The organism is Paenibacillus sp. HWE-109 (assembly GCF_022163125.1).
Lineage (GTDB): Bacteria > Bacillota > Bacilli > Paenibacillales > NBRC-103111 > Paenibacillus_E.
This window is the reverse complement of sequence record NZ_CP091881.1, coordinates 1,899,737-1,926,245: the sequence shown is the minus strand read 5'-3', so window position 1 is coordinate 1,926,245 and position 26,509 is coordinate 1,899,737. Positions and strand designations below refer to the sequence as shown.

General features: G+C 47.0%; 18 protein-coding genes and 1 pseudogene. 3 read left to right on the top strand and 16 right to left on the bottom strand.

Annotated features, from left to right (window positions below; all coding sequences use genetic code 11):
• Nucleotides 1-163 precede the first annotated feature (163 nt).
• From LOZ80_RS07650 to LOZ80_RS07590, 14 genes and pseudogenes are all read right to left on the bottom strand, one after another.
• Entirely contained in the window at nucleotides 164-1,444 is a 1,281-nt protein-coding gene (locus LOZ80_RS07650; RefSeq protein WP_238167177.1) for an IS110 family RNA-guided transposase, read from the bottom strand.
• A gap of 215 nt (nucleotides 1,445-1,659) precedes the next feature.
• A pseudogene (locus LOZ80_RS39425) lies at nucleotides 1,660-1,865 on the bottom strand (transposase zinc-binding domain-containing protein); the annotation flags it as partial.
• A gap of 305 nt (nucleotides 1,866-2,170) precedes the next feature.
• Nucleotides 2,171-3,304: a mandelate racemase/muconate lactonizing enzyme family protein gene (locus LOZ80_RS07645; RefSeq protein WP_238170871.1), complete on the bottom strand. Its 1,134-nt coding sequence runs from the start codon at nucleotides 3,302-3,304 to the stop codon at nucleotides 2,171-2,173.
• A gap of 104 nt (nucleotides 3,305-3,408) precedes the next feature.
• Nucleotides 3,409-4,326: a carbohydrate ABC transporter permease gene (locus tag LOZ80_RS07640; RefSeq protein WP_337951006.1), complete on the bottom strand. Its 918-nt coding sequence runs from the start codon at nucleotides 4,324-4,326 to the stop codon at nucleotides 3,409-3,411.
• Entirely contained in the window at nucleotides 4,319-5,200 is an 882-nt protein-coding gene (locus tag LOZ80_RS07635) for a carbohydrate ABC transporter permease (RefSeq protein WP_238170870.1), read from the bottom strand. The genes LOZ80_RS07640 and LOZ80_RS07635 overlap by 8 nt, the downstream gene beginning before the upstream one ends.
• A 15-nt stretch (nucleotides 5,201-5,215) precedes the next feature.
• Nucleotides 5,216-6,550: an ABC transporter substrate-binding protein gene (locus tag LOZ80_RS07630; RefSeq protein WP_238170869.1), complete on the bottom strand. Its 1,335-nt coding sequence runs from the start codon at nucleotides 6,548-6,550 to the stop codon at nucleotides 5,216-5,218.
• A gap of 96 nt (nucleotides 6,551-6,646) precedes the next feature.
• Nucleotides 6,647-8,119 (bottom strand): response regulator transcription factor, encoded by a 1,473-nt coding sequence (locus LOZ80_RS07625; RefSeq protein WP_238170868.1) that lies wholly within the window; start codon nucleotides 8,117-8,119, stop codon nucleotides 6,647-6,649.
• Entirely contained in the window at nucleotides 8,085-9,902 is a 1,818-nt protein-coding gene (locus LOZ80_RS07620; protein ID WP_238170867.1) for a sensor histidine kinase, read from the bottom strand. Before LOZ80_RS07620 ends, LOZ80_RS07625 begins: the two co-directional genes overlap by 35 nt.
• A gap of 284 nt (nucleotides 9,903-10,186) precedes the next feature.
• Nucleotides 10,187-10,840, bottom strand: coding sequence for a FusB/FusC family EF-G-binding protein (locus LOZ80_RS07615; RefSeq protein WP_238170866.1), 654 nt, complete (start codon nucleotides 10,838-10,840; stop codon nucleotides 10,187-10,189).
• Between the two features lie 291 nt (nucleotides 10,841-11,131).
• Nucleotides 11,132-11,989: an aldo/keto reductase gene (locus LOZ80_RS07610; RefSeq protein WP_238170865.1), complete on the bottom strand. Its 858-nt coding sequence runs from the start codon at nucleotides 11,987-11,989 to the stop codon at nucleotides 11,132-11,134.
• Entirely contained in the window at nucleotides 11,941-12,126 is a 186-nt protein-coding gene (locus LOZ80_RS07605; RefSeq protein ID WP_238170864.1) for a hypothetical protein, read from the bottom strand. Before LOZ80_RS07605 ends, LOZ80_RS07610 begins: the two co-directional genes overlap by 49 nt.
• 59 nt (nucleotides 12,127-12,185) lie before the next feature.
• The gene (locus LOZ80_RS07600) at nucleotides 12,186-13,253 is read right to left on the bottom strand and encodes a hypothetical protein (RefSeq protein ID WP_238170863.1); all 1,068 of its coding nucleotides are present in this window, start codon (nucleotides 13,251-13,253) and stop codon (nucleotides 12,186-12,188) included.
• A complete protein-coding gene (locus LOZ80_RS07595) occupies nucleotides 13,250-15,034 on the bottom strand; it encodes an HSP90 family protein (protein WP_238170862.1) in 1,785 nt (594 codons plus the stop codon). Before LOZ80_RS07595 ends, LOZ80_RS07600 begins: the two co-directional genes overlap by 4 nt.
• A 27-nt stretch (nucleotides 15,035-15,061) precedes the next feature.
• Nucleotides 15,062-15,655 (bottom strand): TetR/AcrR family transcriptional regulator, encoded by a 594-nt coding sequence (locus LOZ80_RS07590; protein WP_238170861.1) that lies wholly within the window; start codon nucleotides 15,653-15,655, stop codon nucleotides 15,062-15,064.
• A 129-nt stretch (nucleotides 15,656-15,784) separates the two neighbouring features.
• Between LOZ80_RS07590 and LOZ80_RS07585 the strand changes: the two genes are divergently transcribed.
• The 3 genes from LOZ80_RS07585 to LOZ80_RS07575 all read left to right on the top strand — a co-directional run bounded on the left by LOZ80_RS07585 (nucleotide 15,785) and on the right by LOZ80_RS07575 (nucleotide 24,007).
• Nucleotides 15,785-17,038 carry an MFS transporter gene (locus LOZ80_RS07585; RefSeq protein WP_238170860.1) on the top strand — a complete coding sequence of 418 codons (1,254 nt, stop codon included), beginning with the start codon at nucleotides 15,785-15,787 and terminating at the stop codon, nucleotides 17,036-17,038.
• A gap of 336 nt (nucleotides 17,039-17,374) precedes the next feature.
• Entirely contained in the window at nucleotides 17,375-22,072 is a 4,698-nt protein-coding gene (locus LOZ80_RS07580) for a X2-like carbohydrate binding domain-containing protein (protein WP_238170859.1), read from the top strand.
• 195 nt (nucleotides 22,073-22,267) lie between these two features.
• Nucleotides 22,268-24,007 carry a methyl-accepting chemotaxis protein gene (locus LOZ80_RS07575; RefSeq protein WP_238170858.1) on the top strand — a complete coding sequence of 580 codons (1,740 nt, stop codon included), beginning with the start codon at nucleotides 22,268-22,270 and terminating at the stop codon, nucleotides 24,005-24,007.
• Between the two features lie 334 nt (nucleotides 24,008-24,341).
• On the opposite strand, the gene LOZ80_RS07570 is transcribed toward LOZ80_RS07575, so the two are convergent.
• Both LOZ80_RS07570 and sdaAA read right to left on the bottom strand, forming a co-directional pair.
• Nucleotides 24,342-25,550 (bottom strand): M20 metallopeptidase family protein, encoded by a 1,209-nt coding sequence (locus LOZ80_RS07570; RefSeq protein ID WP_238170857.1) that lies wholly within the window; start codon nucleotides 25,548-25,550, stop codon nucleotides 24,342-24,344.
• The gene (gene sdaAA, locus LOZ80_RS07565; protein ID WP_238170856.1) at nucleotides 25,547-26,464 is read right to left on the bottom strand and encodes an L-serine ammonia-lyase, iron-sulfur-dependent, subunit alpha; all 918 of its coding nucleotides are present in this window, start codon (nucleotides 26,462-26,464) and stop codon (nucleotides 25,547-25,549) included. The genes LOZ80_RS07570 and sdaAA overlap by 4 nt, the downstream gene beginning before the upstream one ends.
• Nucleotides 26,465-26,509 lie beyond the last annotated feature (45 nt).

The window sequence follows — 26,509 nt, the reverse complement described above, 5'->3', positions numbered from 1 at the left end:
AGTAACGGGTCTGTGCCCTTTGGGAACTACTACTCGGTACTTCCGTGCTTTTCGTCATGCGTGATCCTACGAATGGGCCAACATACGCCCCTAGTTAAAAAGCGTTGCTTCCTTCAACTTTCTGACACTCCAGCGGAGCACAATAAACAATGACCAGGATAAACTAAGCAGCTTGCTGCTGCTCCATGTCCGATTTGAATTCTTCTTGCCGTTTTACCATACCGATGATTATACGTGCTAATTTACCGATTAATTTAAAAATAGAGCGGTGCTTTTTCATCTTCATGACCTGTACATTGTGGATATGCCACTGCTGAAAACTCGGATGATTGTTGACAAGTGTGAGTACCGCTAAATACAAATATTTTCGCAATTGGGGCCTTCCACGTTTTGAAAGGGTCACTTTACCTTGATGCTTGCCTGAACTCTGATTCACGAGGTTCATCCCGGCTTGCGAGAGGATTTGTTGACCGTGCGCATACTTGCTTAGGTCCCCGCACCCTGCCAACAATGCCGAGATCATCAACGTGCTCAAACCCTTCAGACTCCGTAGTAAGGGGACCTCCGGTAGTGGTTCAAGCAGCCCTTCCAGCTCTTGTTCGAACTCTCGCAGTCGTTCAGCCAAGCGCTCATAGTCCTCAAGAAGCCTTTTCAGATCATTTCGCGCTTCCACGTACCCTACTTTACTGCCGACGGAATTGCGGGCTGCTGCGATGAGTCTGGTAGCAATCTCCATGCCGGTTCTACCCCCAGCTCGCTTCATTCCGCCTTTTTCTCTCCATAAAGATACCATCTCCAGCGGCGTTAATAGTCTTACGTCTGCCGGCAACGGAAAGATCTTGAGTGAGGCCAGGGAACGGACGGTTGTCCAGTCCTCAAAAACACGGCAGTACTCGGGAAAGTGGATGTCAAGTAAGCGGAAGATGCGGTTTTTTAGGCTTGTTTGCTGGTTCACCCAGTATTCCCGGTCATTCATGACCATACGTATGCGCTGGTAAACGTCCCCATGCTGATAATAAGGAAAGTAAAATCCCCGACAGACCGCATCTGCGATAACCAAAGCATCTTTGAAGTCGTTTTTGGACTGACTGTTGTCTCGATTCTCTTTGTTTCTATACGTGGTTAAGGGATTGACCAGAACGACTTCATGGTTGTTTTGCGTTAGCCAGTCAGTAAGATTAAACCAGTAGTGCCCCGTTGGTTCGAGTCCAATGAGGAACGAAGTGAGATTTTTTTGGGCTAGTAAATTTTGAATCCAGCGAAATAATTTTTCGAAACCCTCTCTTCCGTTTTCAAACGAAATAGGTCGTCCGATTTCGATCCCACGGAAGTTGACAGCCCGAGCAACGTGTTTTTCTTTGGCAATATCTACACCAACGATAAGATGATTCGTGGTAATTCGTTCGATCCGTTGATTTTCCGAATGTCTTTGTTTAAACTTCATAGTGAGCACTCTCCTGTTATTAGATCATGTTAGTCACTGGCCGGTGACATGATCTTAATGTACAGAGGGTGCTTGTTTTTTGCAAAACCAAAATATTAGCATCTACAGGAATGCTCTGGCGTAGAATATGGCGGTTTTCAGAATGATAGCGAACTGTAGTTCCCTCAAACTCGCTATCAGGACACATTTTGCTAGTATCGCGGCTTGACGTTCCCTTCTCCGTATGAACACATCGCGGAGAAACGTCCCCTGCACCGATAGGGCACCACTTTAAGATCGTGGCCCCCTTCACATGCGAGCAGCTTAAACTCTTTTTCGGGTCACTACAATCTCGAAATTTTTGGATTTCTTTCAGCACTACGGGACGTATCTTTTTGCCATGATTGCCTCGCTCATTCTGGAAATCTAATGAATGCCAGATGCTCTATTTCAAGAAAACGGTCACCTTTCCACCTAAAATCTACTCGATAACGGCAATCCAGTTCATTACATCTCCAAAGTAGTCATTTTCTCGTCTATAAGCATCATACAGTTCATTAGATTCCCTCTGAGACCGAAGACCACAAGCAAAGAAGATAGCAAAGAAGTCTGCGGTGGACGCCAATAAATAAGGGTTAAGCTTCGCTCTCCCATACCCAAAAACATATAATATGGAAAAAAGCATCTGCTAATCCCATGGACTAGACAGATGCTAATTCCGTATCCTATCAGCCGAAGTATGCCGTCCTAATTGTTCGCGGCAAATTTGCGGACCGTCTCCTCATTCAGCGAGAAACCTAGTCCCGGTTCGTCCTTTATCGTCAACCAACCGTCGCCGTAAGCGGGCAGTCCGTCGATGAGTTCGTGTCTGAGCGGATTCAGCAGTTGATTGTATTCGAACAAATACGAATTTTTGAACGCTGCCATGACTTGACTAGACGAAGCAATGACAATACCCCCTCCTACGCCGTGAGGAGAAAGTTTAACCCCGAACGCCATGGCCAAAGCATTGATTCGTGTCATTCCGGTAATGCCGCCGCACCTGGAAATATTGGGCATAATAACATCGACGGCGCCACGCTTCAATATTTCCCGAAACCCGTGTACCGAAAACTCGTTTTCACCTGTGGCGAGCGGAACGTTGATCGCCCGGTGAATCGCGTACAGACCGTCAACGTCTTCCGGAGAAATCGGTTCTTCGAACCATCCGATCCGGTACGGCTCCAACTCTTTGGCGAACATGATGGCCGAACGAACATCATAACCGCAATTCATGTCCAGCAGCAGCCGTATGTTGGGTCCGACTTCTTCCCGGACGGCGGCCACATGGGCGATGTCCGTCTCGATGCCTCTGCCGACCTTCAGCTTGATGGTGCGAAATCCTCGATTCACAAACTCTCGGGCTTTGGTTTTCGTCTCCTCGACGGTTTGAAAAAACTGAACGGGACTCGCATAACATTCGATGCGTTCATGCTGTTTTCCCCCGATTAACGTATGAACCGGCACCCCGAGCAATTTTCCTTTCAAATCCCACAGGGCAATATCAATACCGCTGATCGCCTCCCAAATTACCCCCCGGGTATGGCCGATTTTTTCCGGGAAGGCGACGAGCGCCTCGAAAATGCATGAGGTGTGCAACGGATCTTTGCCGATGAGCATGGGGCCGATGACTTCGTTGATAAACACCGCGCTCATTTTCGGGGTGGGCAGTCCGAACGCTTCCCCTACTCCAGTCGTGCCGTCTTCGGCTGTGATGACCACAACCGTCGAATATTGACCGTATCTGGGATAAGTGGCGAAATTAGAGGAGGGATACAACAGCGACTCAGGGACTTTATCCAACCCGCCAAACATATCTTCAAACCGCGCAATCAGAGGCAACGCTTCTACTTTACGAATTTTCACGACTATTCTCCTATTTACGTTATTTTGAATACGCTTACCACACGTTAAACAGGTGGTAAGCGTATTTGTTTAATCCGGAGTTATCCTTTCACAGCCGAACTCATCATTCCGCGGATAATAAATTTTTGCCCGATCAAGAAAACGATCAGCATCGGCAATACGCCGGCGGTGGCCGCTGCCATCATGCCGTTGTAGTCGATCGTGTTTTCCAGAATAAAGTTTTGCATCGCTAACGGGACTGTATATTTGCTTTTGTCGATCAAGAAGACGAGTGCGTTCTCGTAATCGTTCCAGTGCCAGGAAAAATCTAGAACGGCCAAGGTTGCCAAAGCCGGTTTCGACACCGGCAAAACAAGCCGCAGGAAAATGCTCGCATGACCCGCGCCGTCTATCATTCCCGATTCGATAATATCTTTGGGAATCGACGCGAAAAATTGGCGTAACATAAAAACCCCGAATATTGTGAACAAGCCCGGCAAAATGAGTGCCCAGTGAGTATTATAAATTCCCAGCCTGTCGAACATCAGAAATCTCGGCACAAACAAGACTTGCGGCGGAACCATCATCATAGAAAGATACAGGAAAAACAGTACATTCCGACCTTTAAACTCAATTTTGGAAAATCCGTAGGCCGCCATCGCCGCCAGGAAGGTAGCTCCGATCGCATCGATTAGCGAAATTTTAATTGAATTGAAATAGTACCTCCAGAAGCTGTTGGAACCTGTCCACACTTTCAGATGGTGTTCCAGGATGGGCTTCTGCGGCAACCACTCGACCGGATAGGCGAACACTTCCAACGGGGTCTTGAACGATGTGCTGATCATCCATATAAATGGATATATCATATAGCACCCTAGCACGATCATGACCAAAGTCACGCCCCATTTTTGCATGGCCTTCCTTCTGTAACGGGACATGAACCGAGGCCGCGGGCGTATGGCTGCTATCGGTGGCTTGGTGTCTGTCATCGAAGGGTCCCCCCACTCGCGATTAATCATGAACCCACCTCTTTTGTAATACCCATTGGAGCAAAGTCAGTACAAATATGAAGGAAAAAAGAATCCACGATGCAGCCGAAGCGTATCCCATTTCGTAATAGCGAAACGCCGTCTTATAGATAAATAAGGATAAGACCATTGTGCTATTTCCCGGACCGCCTTGCGTGATAGCCTCGATAATGCCAAACTGTTTAATCGTCACGATAAATCCAGTAACGAGCAAAAACAACGTTGTCGGGCTAACCAAGGGAACGACAATATGCCAAATCCGTTGCCAGACTGTAGCTCCTTCGATAGAGGACGCTTCCAACAATTCGGAGGGGATGTCCTGCAGCGCAGCCAAATAGATGATCATGTTGTAACCCAGTAAAAACCAGATCCAGATCACGTCGATGGCCGCCATGGCCATATCTGTGGAAGCGAGCCATTCCGGAGGGTTGGTCACCCCCAAAGAATGCAAAAACTGGTTGATGGGTCCCTTCTGCGGATGGAACAACAGCATCCAGACGAAAGCAATCGCTACGCCGCTCGTAATATAAGGCAGGAAAAACATCGCCCGCAGCAGTTTTTTGAAATAGACACTGTCATTCAACACGGCAGCCACGGCAAATGCCAGTCCGATGGATATGGGAACCGCTAGCAAAAATTTCAGCGTCTGGAGCATAGCCGAGTAAAATTTCTCATCTTGTAACAAATGGGTATAGTTTCCGAAGCCGATAAAATCTCTTGTTTTACTTGTAAACTGCCAATCAAAGAAGGAGAGCCACAACGAATACAGGGCAGGCAGCGCGAAGAAAATGAGAATGCCTAATACACTCGGCGCCACGAACAAATATCCGGCAAGCTGCTGTCTTTTCATCCAATTTGTTTTCATACCGGTTCTCCAAGATCATTTGGCATTTTTCAAATATTCGTTATGACGCTTTACCATATTGTCGATCGTCTGGTTGAGCGGCTGCTTGTTGATCAAATATTTTTCGTATTCTTCTCTCCGCATATCGACGATCTGCTGATTCAGTTTCGGCACATAAGAGGGCATCTCGTGGTACAATGTTTTTTCCAGCGACGGCACATCATACGTGTCCTTCGCATCTCCCAACAGCAGCTTCAGCACCTGTTCCCGATTCACCGCTTTCGAAGACGGCAGACGTCCTCCTTTGGCCATAGGCAGCATTCCACCATCGGCGTACCATTTCAGAAACTTCCATGCCGCTTCTTTATGAGCCGTCTTGGCGTTGATTGAAATCGCATCGCCTAATCCGCTGAATACTTTGAAGTCTTTTTGATCCTTGTTGACCCCTTTTGGCGGCGGCGCCAGAGCGATTTTGAAATTCCGTGGATAATCTTTCAAATTGTTGGTAAAACGGAATGCATAATTGCCGCCGTTGAACATGAATGCCTCTCCTTTGAGAAACGTAGCCTCAACCGGCATTTTGGTCGAAATTTGTTCGGCCAGCGTAGGAGTCGTTTTATCGGTATGCATCATGTCGTGGAGCATTTGTAAATACGTTTTGATATATGGATTGTCGAAGTTCGATGTACCGTCCGCCTTCGTATATCCTTGCGCGACCAGGGAACCGTCAAGGGAAGCGACATGGTAGCCCGTGCCCGTATCCTGAACCAGACCCCATTTGTTCTGCGCTTTTAATTTCGTCGAGTATTCCCGCACGTCCTCCCAGGTCCATTCGTAAGGCACCGGCAACCCTGCTTTGTCAAGCGCGTCTTTGTTCAGGAAAAACAATTCTTTGATAAATTTCGTGGGCAGCGCATAGTATTTGTCGTTGATTTTCCAATCAGCCGCTGCCGGACCCATCATTTTGTCGATGTCGTAATCCTTGAATTCACTCAGGTTAAGCGTGTACCCCGCTTTCGTTCTTTGCTCCAGCCGCGGCAGCAAATACGTAGCGAACAAGTCGATCTGCTGCCCGGTCAAGAGCGCCGTATCCAGCTTTAAATTCCCCGCATCGTCATTGACATAGCGAACATATTCCACCTGAATATCGGGATTCGCCTTGTTCCAGGTCTCGACCACTTCCTTCGGACCGGCATCTTCGGGAACCCCTCCCCAAAACATCAATTTGATCGGTTCCGTTTTTGCAGCCTCCTCCTGCTTGCCGCTCTTCTCAGCAGGCTTTTCGGGCGCCGGAGCCGATGTACTGCAGGCAACGAGCCCAAGTGACAACACCAAACTTACTAACAACGACGACATTCTCCGCGCTTTCATATTGACCCTCCCCATTGAATCTGGTTGATACATCTCCATTTTAACAATATGAAAGCGATCCCATAAGTGACAGAACATTTGCGTTTCTAGCATAATTCACATATTGCCGTGATGCGTTTTGCGGTAATGCCCCGGAGCAATGCCCTTGTACCGCTTGAAAATGCGCACGAAATAATTGATGTCCATAAATCCGACCTGCCTCGCGATTTCTTCGATCGACACCGTCGTTTCCCGTAAAAGCGCAAGCGATCTTTCGATTCTGTACTGATGAATAAAACTGATCAGGTTGACTCCAGTCTCCTTTTTGAACAAATTGCTCAGGTAGGTATCGTCAAGAACAACGATTTTCGCCAACATTTTCACAGTAATATCCTTTTCAAAATTTTGCCGGATATACGCAAGAACCTGAGTGATTTGCGGGTGACTGCTGATCTCGCCAGATTGCGACGACAGCCGGGCATCCAGATAGCCGTTAACGCGGCCGATCATTGTCCAGAGAAGCTCATTCGCCGTTGCCGCCTGCACAATCGCCTCTTGACCTCCGGAAGGAACCTGGGCGATTCGCCGAAACATTTGATCCCAAGCGATACAAGCTTCCTTTATCTGATACATAGGCACCAAATATGCGGACAATTCGGACCAAAGTTGGCGCAAAATGCCCGCGCAATCATCCCGCTTGAAATTTTCAAAACTCCAAATTAGTTTCCGTTCATATTCCCATCCGTGAAATTCAGCATTCTTTCTTAGCCGCTGCAAGGAGGATATCCTGTTTGCGACCTGTTTTCCATACCAAACCTGATCGAACTCCATCAACGCCCCTCTCCATGCGGGCAGCAAATCCTTGGGTGCCACGACGGGGGACAGCAGAAACCCGGCTTCTTCCTGCGAAGGACGCAGATCGCATTCCGCAGGCAACCAATAAAATACCGAAGCGACTCCCATCTTGTTAAAAACATGCACGATGGCATCGCGGAGGATATGCGGTTCCTCCGATGTCACCATCGTCTCCATCCGCCGGGAATTCGCTATGGCGTCCGCACATACGGCCACCGCCAGTCTTCGGGACGAATCGCCTTCCAGAGGAACGGCAGGTTCCTCCGCGTCTGCGCCGGACCTTCCCCACACCCGGTCCCACATCATACTGTAATAGCTGTCAATTTCCAAATGCGTGCGCCGGGAGGCATGCAGATCCAACTCCCGCCTCACTTTCTTCAACGTTTCCTGCAGCTTCTCAGCGCTCAGCGACAGCTTCAAAATATAATTGGACGCTCCATATTCCAAAGCCTGACGCGCATAATCGAAATCGTTGGCGCAGCTTAGCATGATGAACTTGCTGTCAATCTGTTCTTCGCGAACCTTTTGCAGCAATTCCACGCCGTCCATCAAAGGCATGATAATATCACAGATGACAATATCCGGCTTATGCTCCCGTATGAAAGCGAGCGCCTCGAGGCCGTTGCCGGCTTCGCCAGCCAGACGCAAGCCCGCGCTTTCCCAATCGATAATTTCGCGAAGCATGTCTCTTGTAAACTGTTCATCTTCCACGATCAATATCGATTTCCATTTCATCTGCGGCACCCCCTTTCGAGAAAGGCGGGGACAGCAGCAGCGGCAATTGGATGCGAACCAGGGTTCCTTGCGGAATGGGAACAAACTCCAATTTGGCGTTTTCCTTGAACAGCAAATCCAGCCTTTCCTGCAAATTTTTAATGCCGATCTTCTGCCTTCTACGCGGAGGGGCCATATCCGGAATCTTCGTATGATGAATCCCGATGCCGTTATCTTGAATTTCGAGAACTAACTGATGGTTCTCCTCCTTCACGCCAATACGGATAATCCCTTGTCCTTCAAGTATGCAAAATCCGTGAAAAATGGCATTTTCCACGATCGGTTGCAGGCTTAGTTTGGGAACTAACGCGCATCGGAGCCGCTCATCGCATTCGAGCGAGATCTCGAACCATTTCTTGTAACGATATTGTTGGATGCGAACAAATGCTTCTACCAGGACCAATTCATCTTCCAGCCGGATCAATTCGACTTCGGAATTGAGACTCGTCTCCAGCAGATCGCCCAAAGACAAGCATATTTCCGTAATCTCCTTGTTTTTATCGCGCAGCGCAATGCCTTTCACGGTGTTGAGCGTGTTCAACAGGAAATGAGGATTCATTTGCGACAGCAGCATCTGAAAACGAACCGCTTCCCGCTGCTTTTGCTCCCTTTTCAGTTCTTCAATCATCGCGTTTAAATCGGACATCATCTGGTTGAATGCGACCGTTAATTGCAAAATTTCCCCTCTGTATGAATCGGTCGGCAAATATACATTCAGTCGTTGATTAACAGCCTTGCTCATTTTTAACTGCAGTCGATTTAGAGGGTTGGTCACTGTTCGGGAAATGAAATAGGTCATGAACACAAACAAAATCGTTAGCGAAAAAAAGGCGACAATGTACTTATGTTTAATCTTGTTGATTTCTTCATACAGGGAATCCAGTGGAATGCGGTTAACCAGATACAAACGGAGCCTGGGGTTATAAGTGTAATTGACGAGCATTTTCGATCCGTGATCGGTAAAATAACCGCTGCCTTCGCCATGATTGAGGATGCTGGTTTTCATCCGATCCGTCCACTCGCTTAACATCGCCGTATGCGCCAACAACTCGCCTTCACTGCTCATGAGCAAATAGTCTTGAGGGCTTTCCTGTTTTTTGGTCACATTATGAAACCAGTTTGCATAATTCATGCTGATGCGCGTTACGCCGTACGCTTCATTCCGCGAATCCCGCAGCAGTGCAAACAACGTAATCAAATAAGGACTGCTCTTGCGTTCCGCAGCCAAATAATTGTCGTCTTGTGGAACCCAAACGGTCTCAATTCTTTGGTTAATTACCTTTTGTACGGTTGGCAACTCGAAGAATTTCTGTGCGTCAAGCTTTTCGTCAGGCTGGAACGACGTGTACAAATTTTGGTGAAAATCCGCGATTGTGTAAAATACAAATGGGGAATTGAACAAAAAAAGACTGCTGTCAATATGAACAATCTTTTCTTCTATCAGGTTTCTCCGCTCCAACACCGTGTAGTTGTCAGGATGCTTCAGGATATTACCAATCGTGGAATCGCTTTCAATTAAGAGAAGCGTTTTAAACACAATCGTCATCAGATCGTCCAGCGACTGCTCCATTCGAATGAGCTGCTCGTGGCTGCTTTGGCTGACTTTATCCTGCAGCGTCATTTGAATGTGATAGAAAAAATAAATCATTAAGATGGACAACGGGAAGATGATAAAACATAGAAAAGCGAGCCACAGCTTGTTTCTTAATTTGTGCGGTGTGAGCCATGCCCATATTCTCATCATTGATGTCTCCCTCGTGTATCACTTATTTGTGCTAACTCTTACTGCAAAGGTGAGCATTTGATACGTTGCAGCATCATTCGCCCCTACTTATTCAGTATATCCAATCGGACCTCCTCTTGTAATGGAAGAAAGATGAGAAATGAAGATTTCAAAAACCGCTTTTGGAGTTTTGGAGGAGATTTGAAGATATTGAAGGTGAAAACCGGAGTATAGTGGATACATAAAAGAAGGGCTGCTCCCTAGGTTCATTAACCTCGCGGGAGCAGCCCCTATTCTCACATCATCTAACCAACAACTGCAGCAATAAATTTTTCCAGTGCCAACGTATCTGTGATGTTCTTATTACATGCCTGACTATCCATGCACAAGTAGTTGCCCACAGATTTGTAGTAGTCCGGTGAGGACTTCGCTGGCCTTGTTTTGGAAACGGCGGAGAACAGAACAAGCTCCTCAAACCGATTGCATAAGAAGCAGAAGTTTTTCTTAGAAGTCAGCGTGTACTTCCCTTCAATTCCCACGAATTGCCCGTTCTGATGATACACCAGAAACAACTTATTCGTGGAGATATCCACCCAACTCAGATACGTGATGTACCGATAATCGATCGCGGATAAATCCGGGACCTTGAGCTTTTTATTTTTGGGAAATAACTTCTGAATCTGTTTCTCCGTGATGGCTGGAAATTCCGATACATACGGCACAAACTGCCGCAGATAAGCTTGGAAATCCTCCGCTTTTTCCACGGTAGAAATGCTTCCCAGCATGGCTTTTTCGCTATCAGGAACATCCGGAAATAGGTCGACAATTTTGCTTTGAACGCTATATTTCACCGATTCCAAGACTTTGAGATCTGCATTGGTTCTAAGTGTATTTTGCAGCAGGTCGGCTTGTTTCTTCATAAAATTATATTGATGGTTTCTAATAAATGGTTTATACATGGTTTGTTCAGCCCCTTATTGGATAACTTATTGAATAAGGCGCAAAGCCAAGTATTAGAAACGAATTTGTTTACTTGGGCGATGATTTTCATTTCACGATCAACCCACACAAAGTATCGCCTCTAAACTTAGGCTTTGCATGAGGCTGTGCCAATCTGGCAATCTTTTATTGCCATATCTATACCACTCCCTTGCATCTAGGTTATGGTTATTATAGTGAAACTTCCACGATGAGGTCAACGGAAAAAATCATTTTACACAAAATTTCACCGGATTCTGAATGCGGTTCAATTAATTGGACGCATAAGGTCTGGCAAATTTCGCAATGAAACGGTTGGGATATTCGGAAGGAAGAGCGCTTGCTTCATCCAGTCGATCCCAGATGTCCTGCGGCATTCGCCAACCTACGGCCCCCATATTATCTGCAAATTGTTCAAGCGTTGTTGCACCAAAAATCGGCGATGTGATGCCTTTTCTTTGCAATAACCAGGCTAGAGCGATCTGCGCCGGAGTCTTATCCAATTCTCTAGCTGCCGAATAGACAGCATCCAAAATAGTGAAATTACGCTCTGTTCCGCGCAATGCCCAAGCACTTTCGCCCACTTTGGCTGAGAGGCGCCCAGATGTCGGCTCTTCTCTCGTATAACGGCCAGTAAGGAAACCACCGCCGAGCGGAGCCCAAGGAATGACGCCAACATTCTCTTCCAAGCATAATGACATCATTTCACGATCCATTTCACGGCTGACAAGGCTGTACTGCGGCTGGATGGAAATAAAGCGCACATAGCGGTTTGCATCACTGCAAGCGAGAGATTTCATCAGATGCCAAGCAAAAAAATTAGAACAGCCGATATACCGGACCTTCCCTGAAGTGACCAGATCATCAAGCGCGCGAAGCGTTTCTTCAATTGGCGTTAGATGATCCCACACATGAACTTGATAGAGATCAATATAGTCCGTCTGGAGCCGCTGCAAGCTCTCTTCCACGCTTTGTAAAATATGTTTGCGCGAAATACCCGATCCGTTCGGATGGTCAGCCGTTTGCATACGTACCTTGGTGGCTAAAACAACCTCTGAGCGAATATCCTTGATCGCTTTGCCTACAATCTCTTCCGAACGGCCAGCGACATACACATTAGCCGTATCCAAAAATTGCCGCCCTGCTCCTTGAACTGATGGATCATCCGAATGGCATCCGCCTCGCTGGTTGTATTGCCAAAACTCATCGTCCCCAAACAAAGCTCCGAAACGGCAAGCCCACTGCGACCTAACGTTCTAATTTGCATAATGATTAACCTCCAACCGAATTTTGTTTACTTGTCTGTTTGTTTCTTTATCTGTTTGTTTACTTATCTGTTCGCGCTTTGTTGTATTTCGCAATTAATTTGCGGAATTGCAACTCTTTCTCTGTGATAAATTGTTTCACATACTCATTCCTGTTTCTGGCTTGGAAGGCTTGTTCCAATCGGTGAATCTCAGCATCCAACCAGTCCAAGGTGACTGTAGCGGATTCCACCAATTTCTTGCGACGTTTGGTTTGGCTCCATTGCTGCAGAAACAAGCGCACGGAAACCAAATATTGCATGCGATCCCAAGCAACTTTGCAATCCAATCCCAAGCGTATAGTACGTTCATACAATTGGACGGCTTTCCCCATATTCACCACTGTGAAGAATTCGATAAAAATACCGTACTCTTTCAAATAAGAAGGACCTTCAATTGCTCTATACGCTTTATTCGCCGTAAGAATCGCTTGGTCAAATTCACCTAATTTAAGCAGCGGATGAATGATTTGGCTGTATGTATTTTGTGGAATCGTACGGCAGCTTAGTTTTCCTTCTAAGATCGGTTTGAGGACGTGCATCCCTCTTTTATAATGATTAATTCTGAAATGGTAGACGCCAAATAAATTCTGCTCACAGGCTTGGCAGTCCGAAATGCGATCTCTGGGCGCTTCTCTCCACTGCTTATACTGTAAGGAGGCTTCTTTTAAATCACCTTGCGAAAGATAAAAATTCACTCGCTGTTGATAGTAAGCCCTCAAAGAGAAACCATATTGCAAACACTTTTCCTTAAAATCGGCAAAAAGCAGTTCAATTTGTTCCAGGCTGAATTGAGGGATACGCCAAACATGGTTCAGAACCCATTTATAATGCCACATAATCGTTGTACTTGAATAGTCACTCGGATTCTTCTCGAATTTGGCTAAACACCATGCGAATGAAATAAACAATCTTTCCGGGCAACCGCATTCAATAGCCGCATCTGTATACTCCATTCGTGAGTCGTAAGCATCTTGCTCGGTCAAATAGGCATCCGCAATGCGAATCATTTCTTCCTTTATCGCGAGTTTCTGTTTGCCATTCGGCATTCTCCATGCTTCACTTCGCAGATTATTGTACCTGGTCTTCACTTGTTCGTACCACCTGCCCGCTCTAAGCCGAGATTCATAAAGCTGAGCAGCGAGTCATTCATTAGCCGCAGCTCTTCCGAACTCAATGGATGATTGCCCATTAATAAGGATTGTGTATAAAACATATGTATACAAATCTCCTGAAGCTTGGGATCATTCGATGCAATTGCCTTTCGCACAAGAGGATTGTTGTAGTTAAAGCAGAGTCTTGCGTAAGGTTTCTCATACAATTCCGTGCGAATTACTTGGATAATATTCGCGAACAATGGGTTGGATTCCTTCTCACTTTCTTCCGCCAGCTTAAAAAAGTTAACATCCTGATTCGTATTATAGAGCACAGGAAGCTCGGCCGGTTCAAACCATCTAACCAAACTGCGACATTGATACGGATCAAGCAAGCTATCTGACAACTCCAAAAACGGATTAACTTCCTGCTCTTCGCTCCTATTTAACGTTTCAAACCGATTGGAAAACTCCAAAATATTCAAAACCGAAACTTGAACATGCTTGAATACACTAGGGACCTTACGAATGAGTTCAAAGTCATGGACATATCCACCATTAATTACCATTAGTTCTTGCGCTTTTGCAACTCTAACAACCTGTCTGAATTCGTCCAGCGAGGAAGTTATGAGAAGGGAACCATGACTTTCCATCATTTTCGTCATAGTCAGATCGCCATAGGAGGTTTCGAAGCTCAAATACGGAATAAATAACGCGTATAATTCCTCATCTTCAACTGCCATCGCTTTAATAGAAGCATAATGAACTAGAATAATTCTTTTAAAAAGCGCAGGATCTTCTTTGGCCAATCGAATCAGATGCGCCTTGATACACTCGCCAAGTTCATCCCTTACGGCAAAAAACAGATCATTCTCCTGAAAAGTCTCTCTTGATGCTGTTGGTTTCAAGCTATCCGTATTCACAATCCCATTGACGAAGAATGCCCATGGCGGCAGAATATTGTTCATTTTATTGGAGAGCAAGATTTTCTTCAAATAAACCCGGTGGTTCTTCTCCTCTTGCAAGCTAACGGAATAAGGAAGAATATACGCAACTCCCTTCACACCGCCAAGCAACGAATGCAATGGAATAACATCCATTGGCTTGTTGTAAGTTATTTCTTCGTAATAAGCCATCGCGGCGTCTCTATCCATCTCCCAGGGTGGCAGTGATTCGTTCACGCGACGATCCCACTCATCCTTAATCAAATGAATCGGAGACGCAAGAAACTGTCCAAAATCCTCGAGCAGCTCACGTATTTTACCGTATGTAAAATATTCTTCATATTCCGGTTTTGCCTTGAGATAGACCGTTGTGCCAATAGCGACGTCATTTTGCAGTCTTTTTATCTGATACGTGCCATCCGGCCTTCCCCTCCACTCCAGTGAAATGCCCTCTAGAGCGGAGCGAGTAATTAAGACGATTTCATTGCTTACCACAAAACAAGATAACAGCCCTACCCCGAATTGCCCGATAAAATCATTCGTTGTATCCAAATTTTGTTTCTTAATCGTGCTGCCGATGCGCGCCAAAAACTGCTCAATTTCAATCTCCGTCAACCCGCTTCCATTATCCTGGAATGAGATTGTATGCGAGGAAGGGAAGATCTCCACCTTCACAATTTCATCAAATGTGTGGCCTAGTTGCTTTCTGGCCGTAATCGCATCCACGGCATTTTGCAGCAGTTCACGGACAAAGATACCTGGATCCGAATAAAGATGGTTGGACAATAAATCGATTATACCTTGCAAATTCACTTGAAACTTCATCGTACTCATTTATTTATCCCCCTTCTCGCGCATAATCTATCGTAGGCATGCATGCTTTAAATAAGCTTTAAAACTCGTTATATTCATGCGGATATGGCGATTGCTGCCTTCGAGCTTACTCATCATCACAGCGCCTTCCATAATAGATAATGTAAAGGTGGCTAAAGCTTCAATATCGAGATCAGCTTTAAACTCCCCGCTTTCCACCCCTTGTGAAATAATAGCACGCATCTTAGCCAGCGTAGCTTCCAAGCCTTGCTGCGCTCTCTTCCGCAGGATGGGATGGCCGTCGTCGCTTTCGACCGCTGCATTCAGAAGTGGACAACCGCCGATAAATGGCGGGTTTTCCACCACATTTTCATAAATATGCAAATAAGCCAGCAGCTTGTCTGACGCCGTTTCTTGTTGATTGATCGCTTCTTGCATCTTGCTGCCAACTACGCTGCCCGCATAGTTATAAGCCTCAAGCGCAATCTCATCTTTATTGACAAAATGGCGATAAATGCCACCCTTCTTAATGCCTGTTAACTCCGTTATATCCGACAAGGATGAGGCTGAATAACCTTTCTGGTTAAAAAGCTCCGCCGATTTAGCAATAATATGCTTGCGGGTATTTTCTCCTTTTTGCATATACATTCCTCCGATACGCGCGTGAAATAGCCCTTTCATTATAACAAATGAATATCAACTATTGAAAAGAAAAATGATTATGATATGATAAAGATACCAATCGGTATCTTTATTTAAGGGGAGTGTTCAATGGGAACGACATGGCTTAACGAATCTAAATATGCATGGCTTGGATTAGGCTCGCTTTGGATAATTGGCTTTATTAGCGCACTGACTCGATTCATCATGGCTTATTTTCAAGTGCAGATTTCAGAAGACCTGGGCATCAGCCGGGGCTTTATTTCGATGGCATGGTCAACGAATTTATTGATTGCAGCTCTATGCGCGCCTCTGGGTGGATGGCTTGTCGATCGTTATGGTCCTAAGAAAATCATGCTGGCTAGCGCAATTATGAGTACTGTCGGCACGGGAACCGTCGTATTCGGGCATGACTCTCTCCTGTTTTTTATTGGATATGGCGTTATCTCAGGGTTTGTTGGCATCGGTTCAACTACGACCTATATGCTGATGTTTAAATGGTTCCAGCACCATCGTGCCAAAGCTACTGCGCTTCTGGCAAGTGCTTCCTCCGTTGGATTGGCGATCAGCACTCCGATTTTCGTTTCATCGAGTTGGCTGACTTGGAAGGATGCCTTCCTAGCCTCATTTGTCCTAGGTATTATCGTCACTTTACCTGTCATTTGGTTTGGCATTAAGGCGGCGGCTTCGCCAAATAAAGCAAATTCACAAGATGCAGAGCTTCAACCAGTGACGAAGGAGACGCAACCGGAAGCTGAGAATCCTCCATTCAAAAGAGCAGCCCGCCATGTGCCGATCTTCATCGTGGTTTCGCTCGCCTTGTTTACTTGCGGCTTCAATATGGGGACTGTGGAAATGAACTTGGTCGCTATTCATCAGTTGGCGAATGTAACTCCAAGTATGATTGCTCTATCGATGAGTGTGCTAGGCGTTTTGGAAATTACGGGTTCTCTTCTGTTTGGCTACTTGCTAGATCGTCTCAATAAGCTAGTCATGATGAGCATTCTGTATGGCATTCGCGTACTGGGATTTGCTTTCCTCTTCCTGCATGTCGGATGGTCACCTCTCTTGTTTGCCATCGCCTTTGGTATCACCTATTTAAGTGCCATTCCTGGCGGACTGCTGATTGTCAATGAATCTGCCAACGGAAAAGGCCGTCAAACGGGCTTCCTGCTCCTGTTCCATCAAGGCGGCGGCATCCTTGGAGCGCTGATCGGCGGACTTTCCTTCGATTATTTCCACAATTATCAAGTACTGATTGGTGTTGACGTCGCCATCTGCTTGCTGATGACACTCAGTTATTTCTTTCTATATACAACTCGAAAACGTAGACCTCTTGTTCATGTAGTGAGCGCCTCTGTTTAATTATTAGTGGGGGCTCTCCCCCACTTTTTTCCCCCAATTATGTGACTTCCTCCAGCAAATTCATATTATCCGCCTGCCCCTTCTCCTAATTTCAACATCAGCAAGGGCTATTTCGTATGATCTTCCAATGAAATCGGGCAATTCGTACGGTTTTGGACAGAAGTGTACCTATCCACAGCCAGAATAGTTTATATATAATCGGACTTGTGCAGCAGCTTGAAGACCGCCATTTCTAAAGCGCTTACAAGGAGGTGCATACTCGCAGCCACGCAACGGCGCATACGAAGAAGAATTATCTACCCACAATTCAAGCAAACGACAAAGGAGCTAGAAAAGATGAAAAATAAGCTTCAACGCCACAGGAAAATTTGGCTGGGATTGCTATTAGCTATCGTGGTCATTGCGCAAATTGGATACGTCCCTGCCGGTGGGAGCATCGCCAAAGCGGCAGACAATGGATTAGCGCAGAAGCCTTATATGGGCTGGAGCAGTTACAGTATGCAAGTATATGACGGTCCCGCTGGCAATTGGATATCCGAGGCCAAGATCAAACAAATGTCCGATGCGATGCACGAGAAGCTGCAAGCTCACGGCTATAATCGGATTAATATCGATGCAGGTTGGAACGGCAGCATGGATGGATATGGAAGACCGGTTCCCAGCACAACGTTATATCCCGGCGGATTCCAGAATCTGATCGACTATGTGCACGCTAACGGTCAGAAAATCGGCATTTATTTCATTCCGGGCTTATCGCCCGATGCCGTGAACAACAATCTTCCGATTTATAATGCTCCCGGCTGCACAATCGGCGACATCGCCGTCAAACCCTACAAATACGCGGACTATTGGAATATTGGTTATAAAATCGATTTCAGCAATCCTTGCGCGCAGAAATATATCGATTCCATCGCAGATTTGATTGCTTCCTGGGGCATCGATTTCGTCAAATTCGACAGTGTCACACCGGGATCAGGTCATAACGATGTGACCATTGACGCTCGCGACGACGTGAAAGCTTGGTCCGCTGCGCTCGGCAGGCATAACATTTGGTTCGAGCTGTCGTGGGCTCTTGATCACAACTATGTGGATTATTGGAAAAAATACGCCAATGGTTGGCGCGTCGATTGGGATGTGGAATCCTACGATCGCGAGGTCGGCATGACACAATGGGCTAATATCGCCCGTTTGTTCCCCGATGCAGCATTATGGTGGCGAGATGCCGGTCCAGGCGGCTGGAATGACTTCGATTCCTTGAATGTCGGCAACGGCTCAACTTCTGGACTGACCAAAGATGAAAGGCAAACAGCGACGACCCTATGGGCAGCTTCATCCGCTCAATTGTATACAGGGGACGATTTAACCAATTTGGACGCCTATGGCCTCGAGTTATTGACCAATGATGAGGTCATTGCCGTCAACCAAGCAGGCCGACCGGTACACCCGGTTTCCACAGCTACCAGTCAACAGGTATGGTATGCCAATAATGGAGATGGAACATATACCGTGGCGCTTTTCAATCTTGGCAACAAAGGCACGGGCGTCAGCGTGAATTGGAGTGATATAGGCCTAAGTGGGTCAGCTTCTGTTCGTGACTTATGGAGCCATACTGAGCTCGGCACATTCACTTCCGGTTTAGGTCAAATTTACCTGGAGCCCCACGCTTCGCGCTTGTTCAAAGTAACGGCGCAGAATGGGACATCGATCGTCAATGACGACGACACGGGAATGAGATATACAGGCAGTTGGACGCGTAATGGCGGCCAAGAACGAGCACGCGATGCACAGGATTTGTCAATTGCCATTACCGATTCTTCCTCTGCTTCTTCGAATCCAGCTACGGGCGACAACACGCAGCCGCCTAATTCGCCTAATCAGTCTGTAACCCATTCCGTCTATATCAATGACAATGATCCGACCATTCAATACACGAACAGATGGGGTTACAGCAGCGGCAGGGCATTCAATGATTTTTCCGGTGATGTTCACTACGGAGAGCCTGACAATGGTATTGAACCAGAGTTTACCTACACGTTTACAGGCACCGGCATCGAGGTGTTATCCGAGCAAGGCTCCAGTAATGGCCGCATGGATATCTATGTGGATGGTTTGCTGAAGGCAACAGCCGACTCAGAGGGTTCGCCGCAAGCAGGTCAGCATTCGGTGTATCAAGTCACCGACTTACCACAGGGACCACATACGCTCAAGGCAGTAAGAAATGGCAGTGGTCAATACTATTTCATCCTAGATGCTTTGAAGGTGACAACCGCATCGCTGCTTAGCCCACCTTCCGCAACTGCTTTTGATAAAGATCAGCCATCCGATATTACGACGCAGCTTGTGCTTGGCGCAAATTCGCTCCGTAGTATTAAGAATGGATCGACCTCCCTTCAGTTGAATACAGACTACACAGTAAGCAACAGTATTGTAACGATCAAAAAAGAATTCTGGCTGCAGCAGCCTTCCAGTCAATTGACAACACTGGATTTCGCTTTTGCCGGCGGGGATACCCAATCGCTGTCCATCGCGGTTACCGGGACATCGCTGCATCCCACAACCGCCAATTTTGATAAAAAAGCTTCTGCTCAAGCCGATGTAGCAGCAACGTTGACCCTAGGTGGCAGCAACAGCCTTTCTAGCATCATGAACGGAACAGCCCCTCTGACCGCAAATGAAGATTATACGATTTCAAACGGTCAAGTCAAAATTCTCAAATCTTATTTGATTCAGCAGCCAATCGGCGTCACCAATTTGACATTCACATTCAGTTCCGGGAATCCGCAGACATTAGCGATCACGATAAGCAACTCAGCATCTCCTGGACGATTTGCTTACATCAACGACGATCATCCCGGCATTCATTACACTGGATCATGGAATCGCAGCACCAATCGCCCTTTTAATGATTATGGCAAAGATGTGCATTATTTGGAGCAAAATAACGACTACTTCACCTACACGTTTACTGGAACAGGCATCACTTATATAACCGAGGTCGATCAAGGCCAAGGCGATGTCGATATATATATCGACGGGCAGCTGCATGGCACTGCACATACCTATGGGGCCAATGCACACAATGACGCTCAAAGGGACGTCTACACTGTTTCAAATTTACCGCTCAGTGTTCATACACTCAAAGCCGTAAAAAAAACCGGACAATTTATGCTGCTTGACGCTTTGAAAGTTCAGCTTCCCGATCTGATCGACATCTCATCTGCGGATTTTAACAAAGCTGGATCTGCACAAGCTGACGTTACCCTCAACATCGTTGGCAACTCGCAAAGCCTAAGCGGCATTTCGAACGGAAGCCAAGCCCTCCGTAATCACACGGATTATGAAATTTCCGGCAATCATGTCACGATCAAAAAAGACTATCTGGCAACTCAACCCATCGGCACGTCGAAACTCACTTTCTCCTTTGTGGGCGATTATGCGGATGATATTCATGCTGCCGCCGCCAATGGAGACCTCTTCGAATATACGTTCAAAGGTACGGGCATTGAACTCTTGGCCCCTTTAGGACCAGAGCAAGGAGAAATGGACGTATTTATCGATGGCGTTTTGAAGCAAACTATTAATGCTTATTCAACCATACGAAGCTCCCAACAAAGCTTGTTTCATGCAGACTCACTGGCAGCTGGTACGCATACCCTCCAAGTCGTCAAGAAAACGGGCAGCATCATGCTGGTGGATGCACTTAAATTCAACGTAGCTGCCCAAGCAACACTTCCTCCGACGAGTGGCGGAAGCTATGGCGGCGGTGGAGCTGGCTCCAATACTGGAGCCGTTAATGTTGTACGTACAACGCAAGCTGATGGAAGCAGCCAAGACGAAGTGAAGCTTACTAACGACAACTCACAGGCACTGGTCGACAAGGCCAAAGCTGCTGGGCTCAAGTCAGCAGTCATCACCCTGCCGGATGCCAAGGATGAAGTATCGCTAACCAAGATCAGCATTCCACAAAGTTCGCACAGCTTAATCGAAAAGAGCGGCTTGGGCTTGGATCTCGACACTGCCCATGTAAAAATTCATATTCCAAGCGTTTCGCTTCATGGCTTTAGCCAAGATGCCTACTTTAATCTAACACCCGTCAAATCGGCGGATGCCACTCAGAAACTGGCGAATCGGGCCCATTCGTCCAAAATTGTGCTAGCCGTTGCCGGAAAAGCCAACGTTACTTTGCTTGGCCATCCAATTGAGATTGAGACCAACCTGCAAAACCGCGAAGTCACCGTGGTGCTGCCAGTGAAGTCCACGGATTGGCATGATGCCGATTTGGAACAGCTTGGTGTGTACATCGAACATAGCGATGGCACGACTGAGTTCAAGAAGGTCGTTCTTACAACGTTCAATGGCGGCAAAGGCGTCCAGTTCACAATTACCAAATTCAGCACATTCGCATTATTGAAAGTCGCAACGGATTCTTCGCTTTTCTCGCATACTCCTTACATTCAGGGCTATGATGGCGGCTTTTTTAAACCGGACAATCAAATCACTCGTGCAGAAATGGCTATGATTCTTTCGCGAATTGCAACCAATCAAGAAGTAATAAGCGATCCATTATACACAGATGTGAAACCAGATCACTGGGCATCAGAAGCTATCGCAAAAGTGGCCCGGATGGGGCTCATGCAGGGCTATGCAGATGACGCCTTTAAGCCAGATCAGCCGATAACCCGCGCCGAAATGGCCGCTCTTGCCGCTAAATTCGCACCTGACTCCGTTGAATCAGGCGTTGGCTTCTCTGACACCATTGGCCATTGGGCAGAAGCCGTCATTAAAATTTCACAAAAAGCAGGATTTATCAGCGGATATTCCGATGGCTCCTTCGGCCCTGCTAACCCGATAACACGCGCCGAAGCCGTTACTGTAATTAATCATATGCTAAGCAGAGGCCCCCTCTTCGGAACAGAACATTCGTCATGGATGGACGTGCCTGATAATCACTGGGCAAGCCGAGATATTGAAGAAGCTTCGGTCAAACATTCCTTTGAACCAAGGTCCAATGGAGGAGAACAAACGACGAAATAAAACATAGCGCTAAGGAACAAATAGAGTCATCAACAGTGAGCCTTCATTGTTGATGACTCAAAATAGTCACATCTTACTCTGGAAACCTATAACATATTCGACAGCATTCGCCGAAATAAGATAAGGATAATTTATCCATAGCAAAGGGAAAACATGACCCCTTATAAAAAAGAGAAACTTCGGAGGCTGTGCGCAATGAAACTTACGCTTTTCAAGAAACTGCTTTTTAGCTTTGTGATCGTTCTACTGCTACTTTCGGCAATAAGTGTGACGTCCATCATGCAGATGAAATCAATGGGCGAGACAGGACGACAAACAACACAAACCGGGTTGCCTAATGTCATCATGCTAGGAAACCTGAATCATGATCTCAAGAACCTCGATGACCTTATGCTGCGCATTCAATTGAACATGCAAGATAAATCCCAAGGCAATTATGCAACAGGCAGTTCAACGGAGGATAGCGTTTCCTCACCATCAGATCGAGCAAAAACATTGTTTGAGGAAATTCAGAAGAAAGTCAAACTTCTTGAAACTATCCCTCATGTAGATGATGATAATAAATTAATCAAAGTGTTCCAAGAACAATGGACACAATACGCCAATCAATTTCCTTCCACGTTGGCAGGTGCTCAGAAACACGGAGAAGAAGGCTTGAGACTTATTCAGCAATCGGATTCCAATCTTGGCAGCTGCAGCATTCTAATCGAATTGTTTACCAAAAGAATTCAGGAACAATCAGATGGTTGGGCAACCGATCTCGATTCTACCTACAAAGCAGGACTAGGTTGGATTATTACTTTAAGTGCGATTGCCATCATTCTAGGTTTGGTTATTTCCTTCCTGATCGCTCGCCATGTATCTCAGCCCATCATTACCTTAAGTAAAGCTGCTAAACGGATTTCCGACGGAGACCTCTCCAGCCAATATGTTGCACTGACTCGACAAGATGAGATTGGAGGACTCAGTACCTCTTTTGCTCAAATGTCTGATCATATGCGAACGATGATCCAAACGGTCAATGGCCATGCACAAAGTGTTGCTTCTTCCGCCGATCAATTGAGAGTCAGTTCCAATGAGATGCAGCAAGTGTCCGAGCAAATTACATTGACAGTACAAGAAGTTGCCAGCGGAGCAGATCAACAGACGCTAACCATGGAGGAAACTTCTCGTTCTATGGAGGAAGTCGGTGCAGGTATTTATCGAATGGCAGAAAGCGCTTCTTCCATCGCTGAATCTGTCGAATGGACCAAACAGCAAGCAGAAGCTGGGGAATCCTATGTGCAAAACACCGTTCAACAGATGGAATCCATCCATAATTCCGTACATCAAACGGATCAGGTCATGGCTTTGCTGGAAATCAAATCCCAAGAGATCGGCCATATCCTGCAATCTATTCAGGACATTACCCAACAAACAAATCTGCTTGCCCTCAACGCAGCTATTGAGGCTGCAAGGGCCGGTGAACAAGGACGCGGGTTTGCGGTTGTAGCTTCAGAAGTGCGTAAACTGGCAGAGCAATCAAGTTCATTCTCGAGTGAAATATCTAAGCTGTTAGGCGAAATTCAATCCACTGTTCACGAATCAGGCGATGCCCTTGGCCATGTGAAAGATGAAGTGCAAACGGGCATCCTACTCGTTCAGAAAACAGAGCAAAATTTCGGGGAAATCTTGCAGTCAACCTCCCAGGTTGCATCGCAAATTCAAGAGATGGCAGCAACTTCTGAACAAATGTCTGCAGGCGCCCAGGAAATCACAGCATCGGTGCAGCAAGTTGCGTCAATCGCCAAACAAACCGCAACTTCCTCTCAAAACGTCTCGCATTCTACAATCAACCAGTTGGAAACAACGGGTGAAGTGAATGTGGCAGCACAATCTTTATCCGAGATGGCAGAGGAACTTCAGCAAATCTTGGCTCGCTTCCGAACGGCTTAATTGATTCAACCAAAGTGGTTGTGCAACTTACTGCACAACCACTTTTTTATGTCACTTGAGGGGAATCGAAACGTTAAAGAAAAACGGCTTCGCCGCCCTGAGAGATCAGCCTCTTCGTAGCGACAAAACCTGTTAAGGGAACTAGAGGACGCTATATAGGTAAATAGCAGGGATGCTGAGGTATTAGCGGAACTACAGGGTCTTTTTTCTACGAAAAACGCTGAATTTGCCTTGAAACAGCAAAATAAAGGACTGGAGTTCCCTCCAAGCGAGGCAGCTGGGTTTACTATCTCCGCACAACGTAAAAAAGACTCCACGAAGCGGAGTCTTTTCTTTATATCTTCAAGTCTGCCAGTCTGCTAATGGCGATCCCGGCTAACAAAGCGGCTCCAGTTGGCAAGCACTCCTCATGGAGTGTGAACTTAGGATGATGAAGTCCATAGGCATGCTCGGCATCTTCCACAGGACCGGATCCAAGCCAAAAGAAACAACCAGGGATGCGCTCCAAATAGAGCGAGAAGTCCTCGCCAGCCATGGTCGGCTTTGCTTCCACCCTATTTTCAGGCAAAAGCATTTGGTCAATGACGCTCTCTACATGCTGCAGAGCATCATCATGATTAATGAGTACTGGTGTTTGCTCTATATAGCGAACCTTGGCTTCACAGCGGTAAGCCTCAGCAATCGAACGGATTATGCGCGTTAGCCGATCCCCCATGCCGAGCTGCGTTGTCTTGGCGAATGTTCGAACTGTCCCCGTCAATGCAGCCCGATGGGGAATAACATTATTCGCTTCGCCCGCTTGAAAGCTGCCAATTGTAACGACCGCCGGCTCGAATGGCGAGATCTCTCGGCTGACTGCCGTTTGCAGACCCATCACGATAGCCGAAGCAGCTACGATGGGATCAATGCTTTGATCGGGAATAGCACCATGGCCGCCCTTACCGGTCAGTTCGATCTCAATCCTGTCGACTGAGCCCATTAAAGCACCTTGCCGAGTTGCCGTCTTCCCATGAGCTAGCGTTGGCAAATTGTGTAGTCCATAAATTTCATCAACGCCAGCGAGCGCGCCATCATCGATCATGGCCTTCGCACCGGCATTAATCTCCTCCGCTGCTTGGAACAGCAAGCGAATCCGTCCGCGAAGAGGAACGCGGCAATTGACAAGCAGCTTAGCTGCGCCCAGTAACATAGCGGTATGACCATCATGTCCACAGGCATGCATCCGCCCAAGCTTCTTGGAGGCAAAAGGCAAATCCGTCTCTTCCTGAATAGGAAGAGCATCCATATCTGCCCGCAGGGCGATAGTTGGCCCGTCTTCGCTGAATCGAATATCGGCTGCAAGACCATGGCCGCCAACACCAACTGTGGGCTCGAGCCCCAGCAAGCGAAGACCATCGGCGACTTTGGCTGCTGTCTCGCCTTCCTCCAAACTCAGTTCAGGCTCTTCGTGCAAGTTGCGGCGGAACGCCACAATGGCAGCTTGATTCGCTTGCGCTTCATGCAGCAAAGAAGTCAACTCATCCTGCAAATCGCTAGCCTTCATAGCTGCTCACCCCCATCTTCTGACTTCTCATGCGGTTTGCCTTGGCCAAACAGTTCCTTCATGATACGTGTTCCTGTCGGAGTGGCCGCCAAGCCCCCCTTCGCGGTTTCACGATATTTGTCCGGCATGGTAGCGCCGACTTCAAGCATCGCACCGATGACTTCATCGGATGGAATTGCGCTGCGAACACCCGCGATCGCCATCTCTGATGCCGTGATTGCCGAAACAGCGCCAAACCCATTCCGTACAATGCAAGGAATTTCAACAAGTCCTCCAACAGGGTCACAGATCAGACCCAGTGAATTCTTCAGGGCCAATCCTACCGCGTGAACAGCTTGATCAGGTGATCCACCCCGCAGCTCCGTCAGAGCACCGGCAGCCATCGCGACCGCAGAGCCAATCTCGGCTTGGCAGCCGCCCTCTGCCCCCGAAACGAACGAACGGTTCGCAATCACATAGCCGAGCGCACCAGCGGTGAACAAGCCTTTCGTCATCAGCTCATCGCTCCAGCCGAAGTGTTCCTGCACACTCAAAAAAACACCGGGGATCACGCCGCAAGATCCTGCCGTTGGCGTCGCAATTATACGCCCCATGCTGGCATTTACTTCCGAAACTGATAACGCGTAAGCTAGCGCTTTGCCAGCAACAGGACCCAGGAGGAAAGTTTGCGCCTCAATCAAGGCCATGACCCGTTTGGCATCATTACCTGTTAGACCGCTGCGCGACAACGTATCCCTCGTCAACCCACGGTTTACAGCATCTTTCATCACCAGATAATAGCTGTGCATTTTATCGCTTTCCTGCTGCAAGGAACGTCCTGATTCCTGCGCTTGCTCCTCCAGCATAAGCTGATGAATCGGCTTTTCCTCCTGAACACAAAGCGCCGCAAGCTCATGTAAATGAGAAAATCTCATATAACCTCCCGGGGCTTGAAGATCCCATTTTAATAATGACCATAA

Excerpts from the sequence above, each read along its gene's own strand:
- LOZ80_RS07650 (WP_238167177.1), bottom strand. The coding sequence starts at position 1,444 with ATGAAGTTTAAACAAAGACATTCGGAAAATCAACGGATCGAACGAATT.
- LOZ80_RS07640 (WP_337951006.1), bottom strand. The coding sequence starts at position 4,326 with ATGATTAATCGCGAGTGGGGGGACCCTTCGATGACAGACACCAAGCCA.
- LOZ80_RS07635 (WP_238170870.1), bottom strand. The coding sequence starts at position 5,200 with ATGAAAACAAATTGGATGAAAAGACAGCAGCTTGCCGGATATTTGTTC.
- LOZ80_RS07630 (WP_238170869.1), bottom strand. The coding sequence starts at position 6,550 with ATGAAAGCGCGGAGAATGTCGTCGTTGTTAGTAAGTTTGGTGTTGTCA.
- LOZ80_RS07625 (WP_238170868.1), bottom strand. The coding sequence starts at position 8,119 with ATGAAATGGAAATCGATATTGATCGTGGAAGATGAACAGTTTACAAGA.
- LOZ80_RS07620 (WP_238170867.1), bottom strand. The coding sequence starts at position 9,902 with ATGATGAGAATATGGGCATGGCTCACACCGCACAAATTAAGAAACAAG.
- LOZ80_RS07615 (WP_238170866.1), bottom strand. The coding sequence starts at position 10,840 with ATGTATAAACCATTTATTAGAAACCATCAATATAATTTTATGAAGAAA.
- LOZ80_RS07605 (WP_238170864.1), bottom strand. The coding sequence starts at position 12,126 with ATGCAAATTAGAACGTTAGGTCGCAGTGGGCTTGCCGTTTCGGAGCTT.
- LOZ80_RS07595 (WP_238170862.1), bottom strand. The coding sequence starts at position 15,034 with ATGAGTACGATGAAGTTTCAAGTGAATTTGCAAGGTATAATCGATTTA.
- LOZ80_RS07590 (WP_238170861.1), bottom strand. The coding sequence starts at position 15,655 with ATGCAAAAAGGAGAAAATACCCGCAAGCATATTATTGCTAAATCGGCG.
- LOZ80_RS07585 (WP_238170860.1), top strand. The coding sequence starts at position 15,785 with ATGGGAACGACATGGCTTAACGAATCTAAATATGCATGGCTTGGATTA.
- LOZ80_RS07580 (WP_238170859.1), top strand. The coding sequence starts at position 17,375 with ATGAAAAATAAGCTTCAACGCCACAGGAAAATTTGGCTGGGATTGCTA.
- LOZ80_RS07575 (WP_238170858.1), top strand. The coding sequence starts at position 22,268 with ATGAAACTTACGCTTTTCAAGAAACTGCTTTTTAGCTTTGTGATCGTT.
- LOZ80_RS07570 (WP_238170857.1), bottom strand. The coding sequence starts at position 25,550 with ATGAAGGCTAGCGATTTGCAGGATGAGTTGACTTCTTTGCTGCATGAA.
- sdaAA (WP_238170856.1), bottom strand. The coding sequence starts at position 26,464 with ATGAGATTTTCTCATTTACATGAGCTTGCGGCGCTTTGTGTTCAGGAG.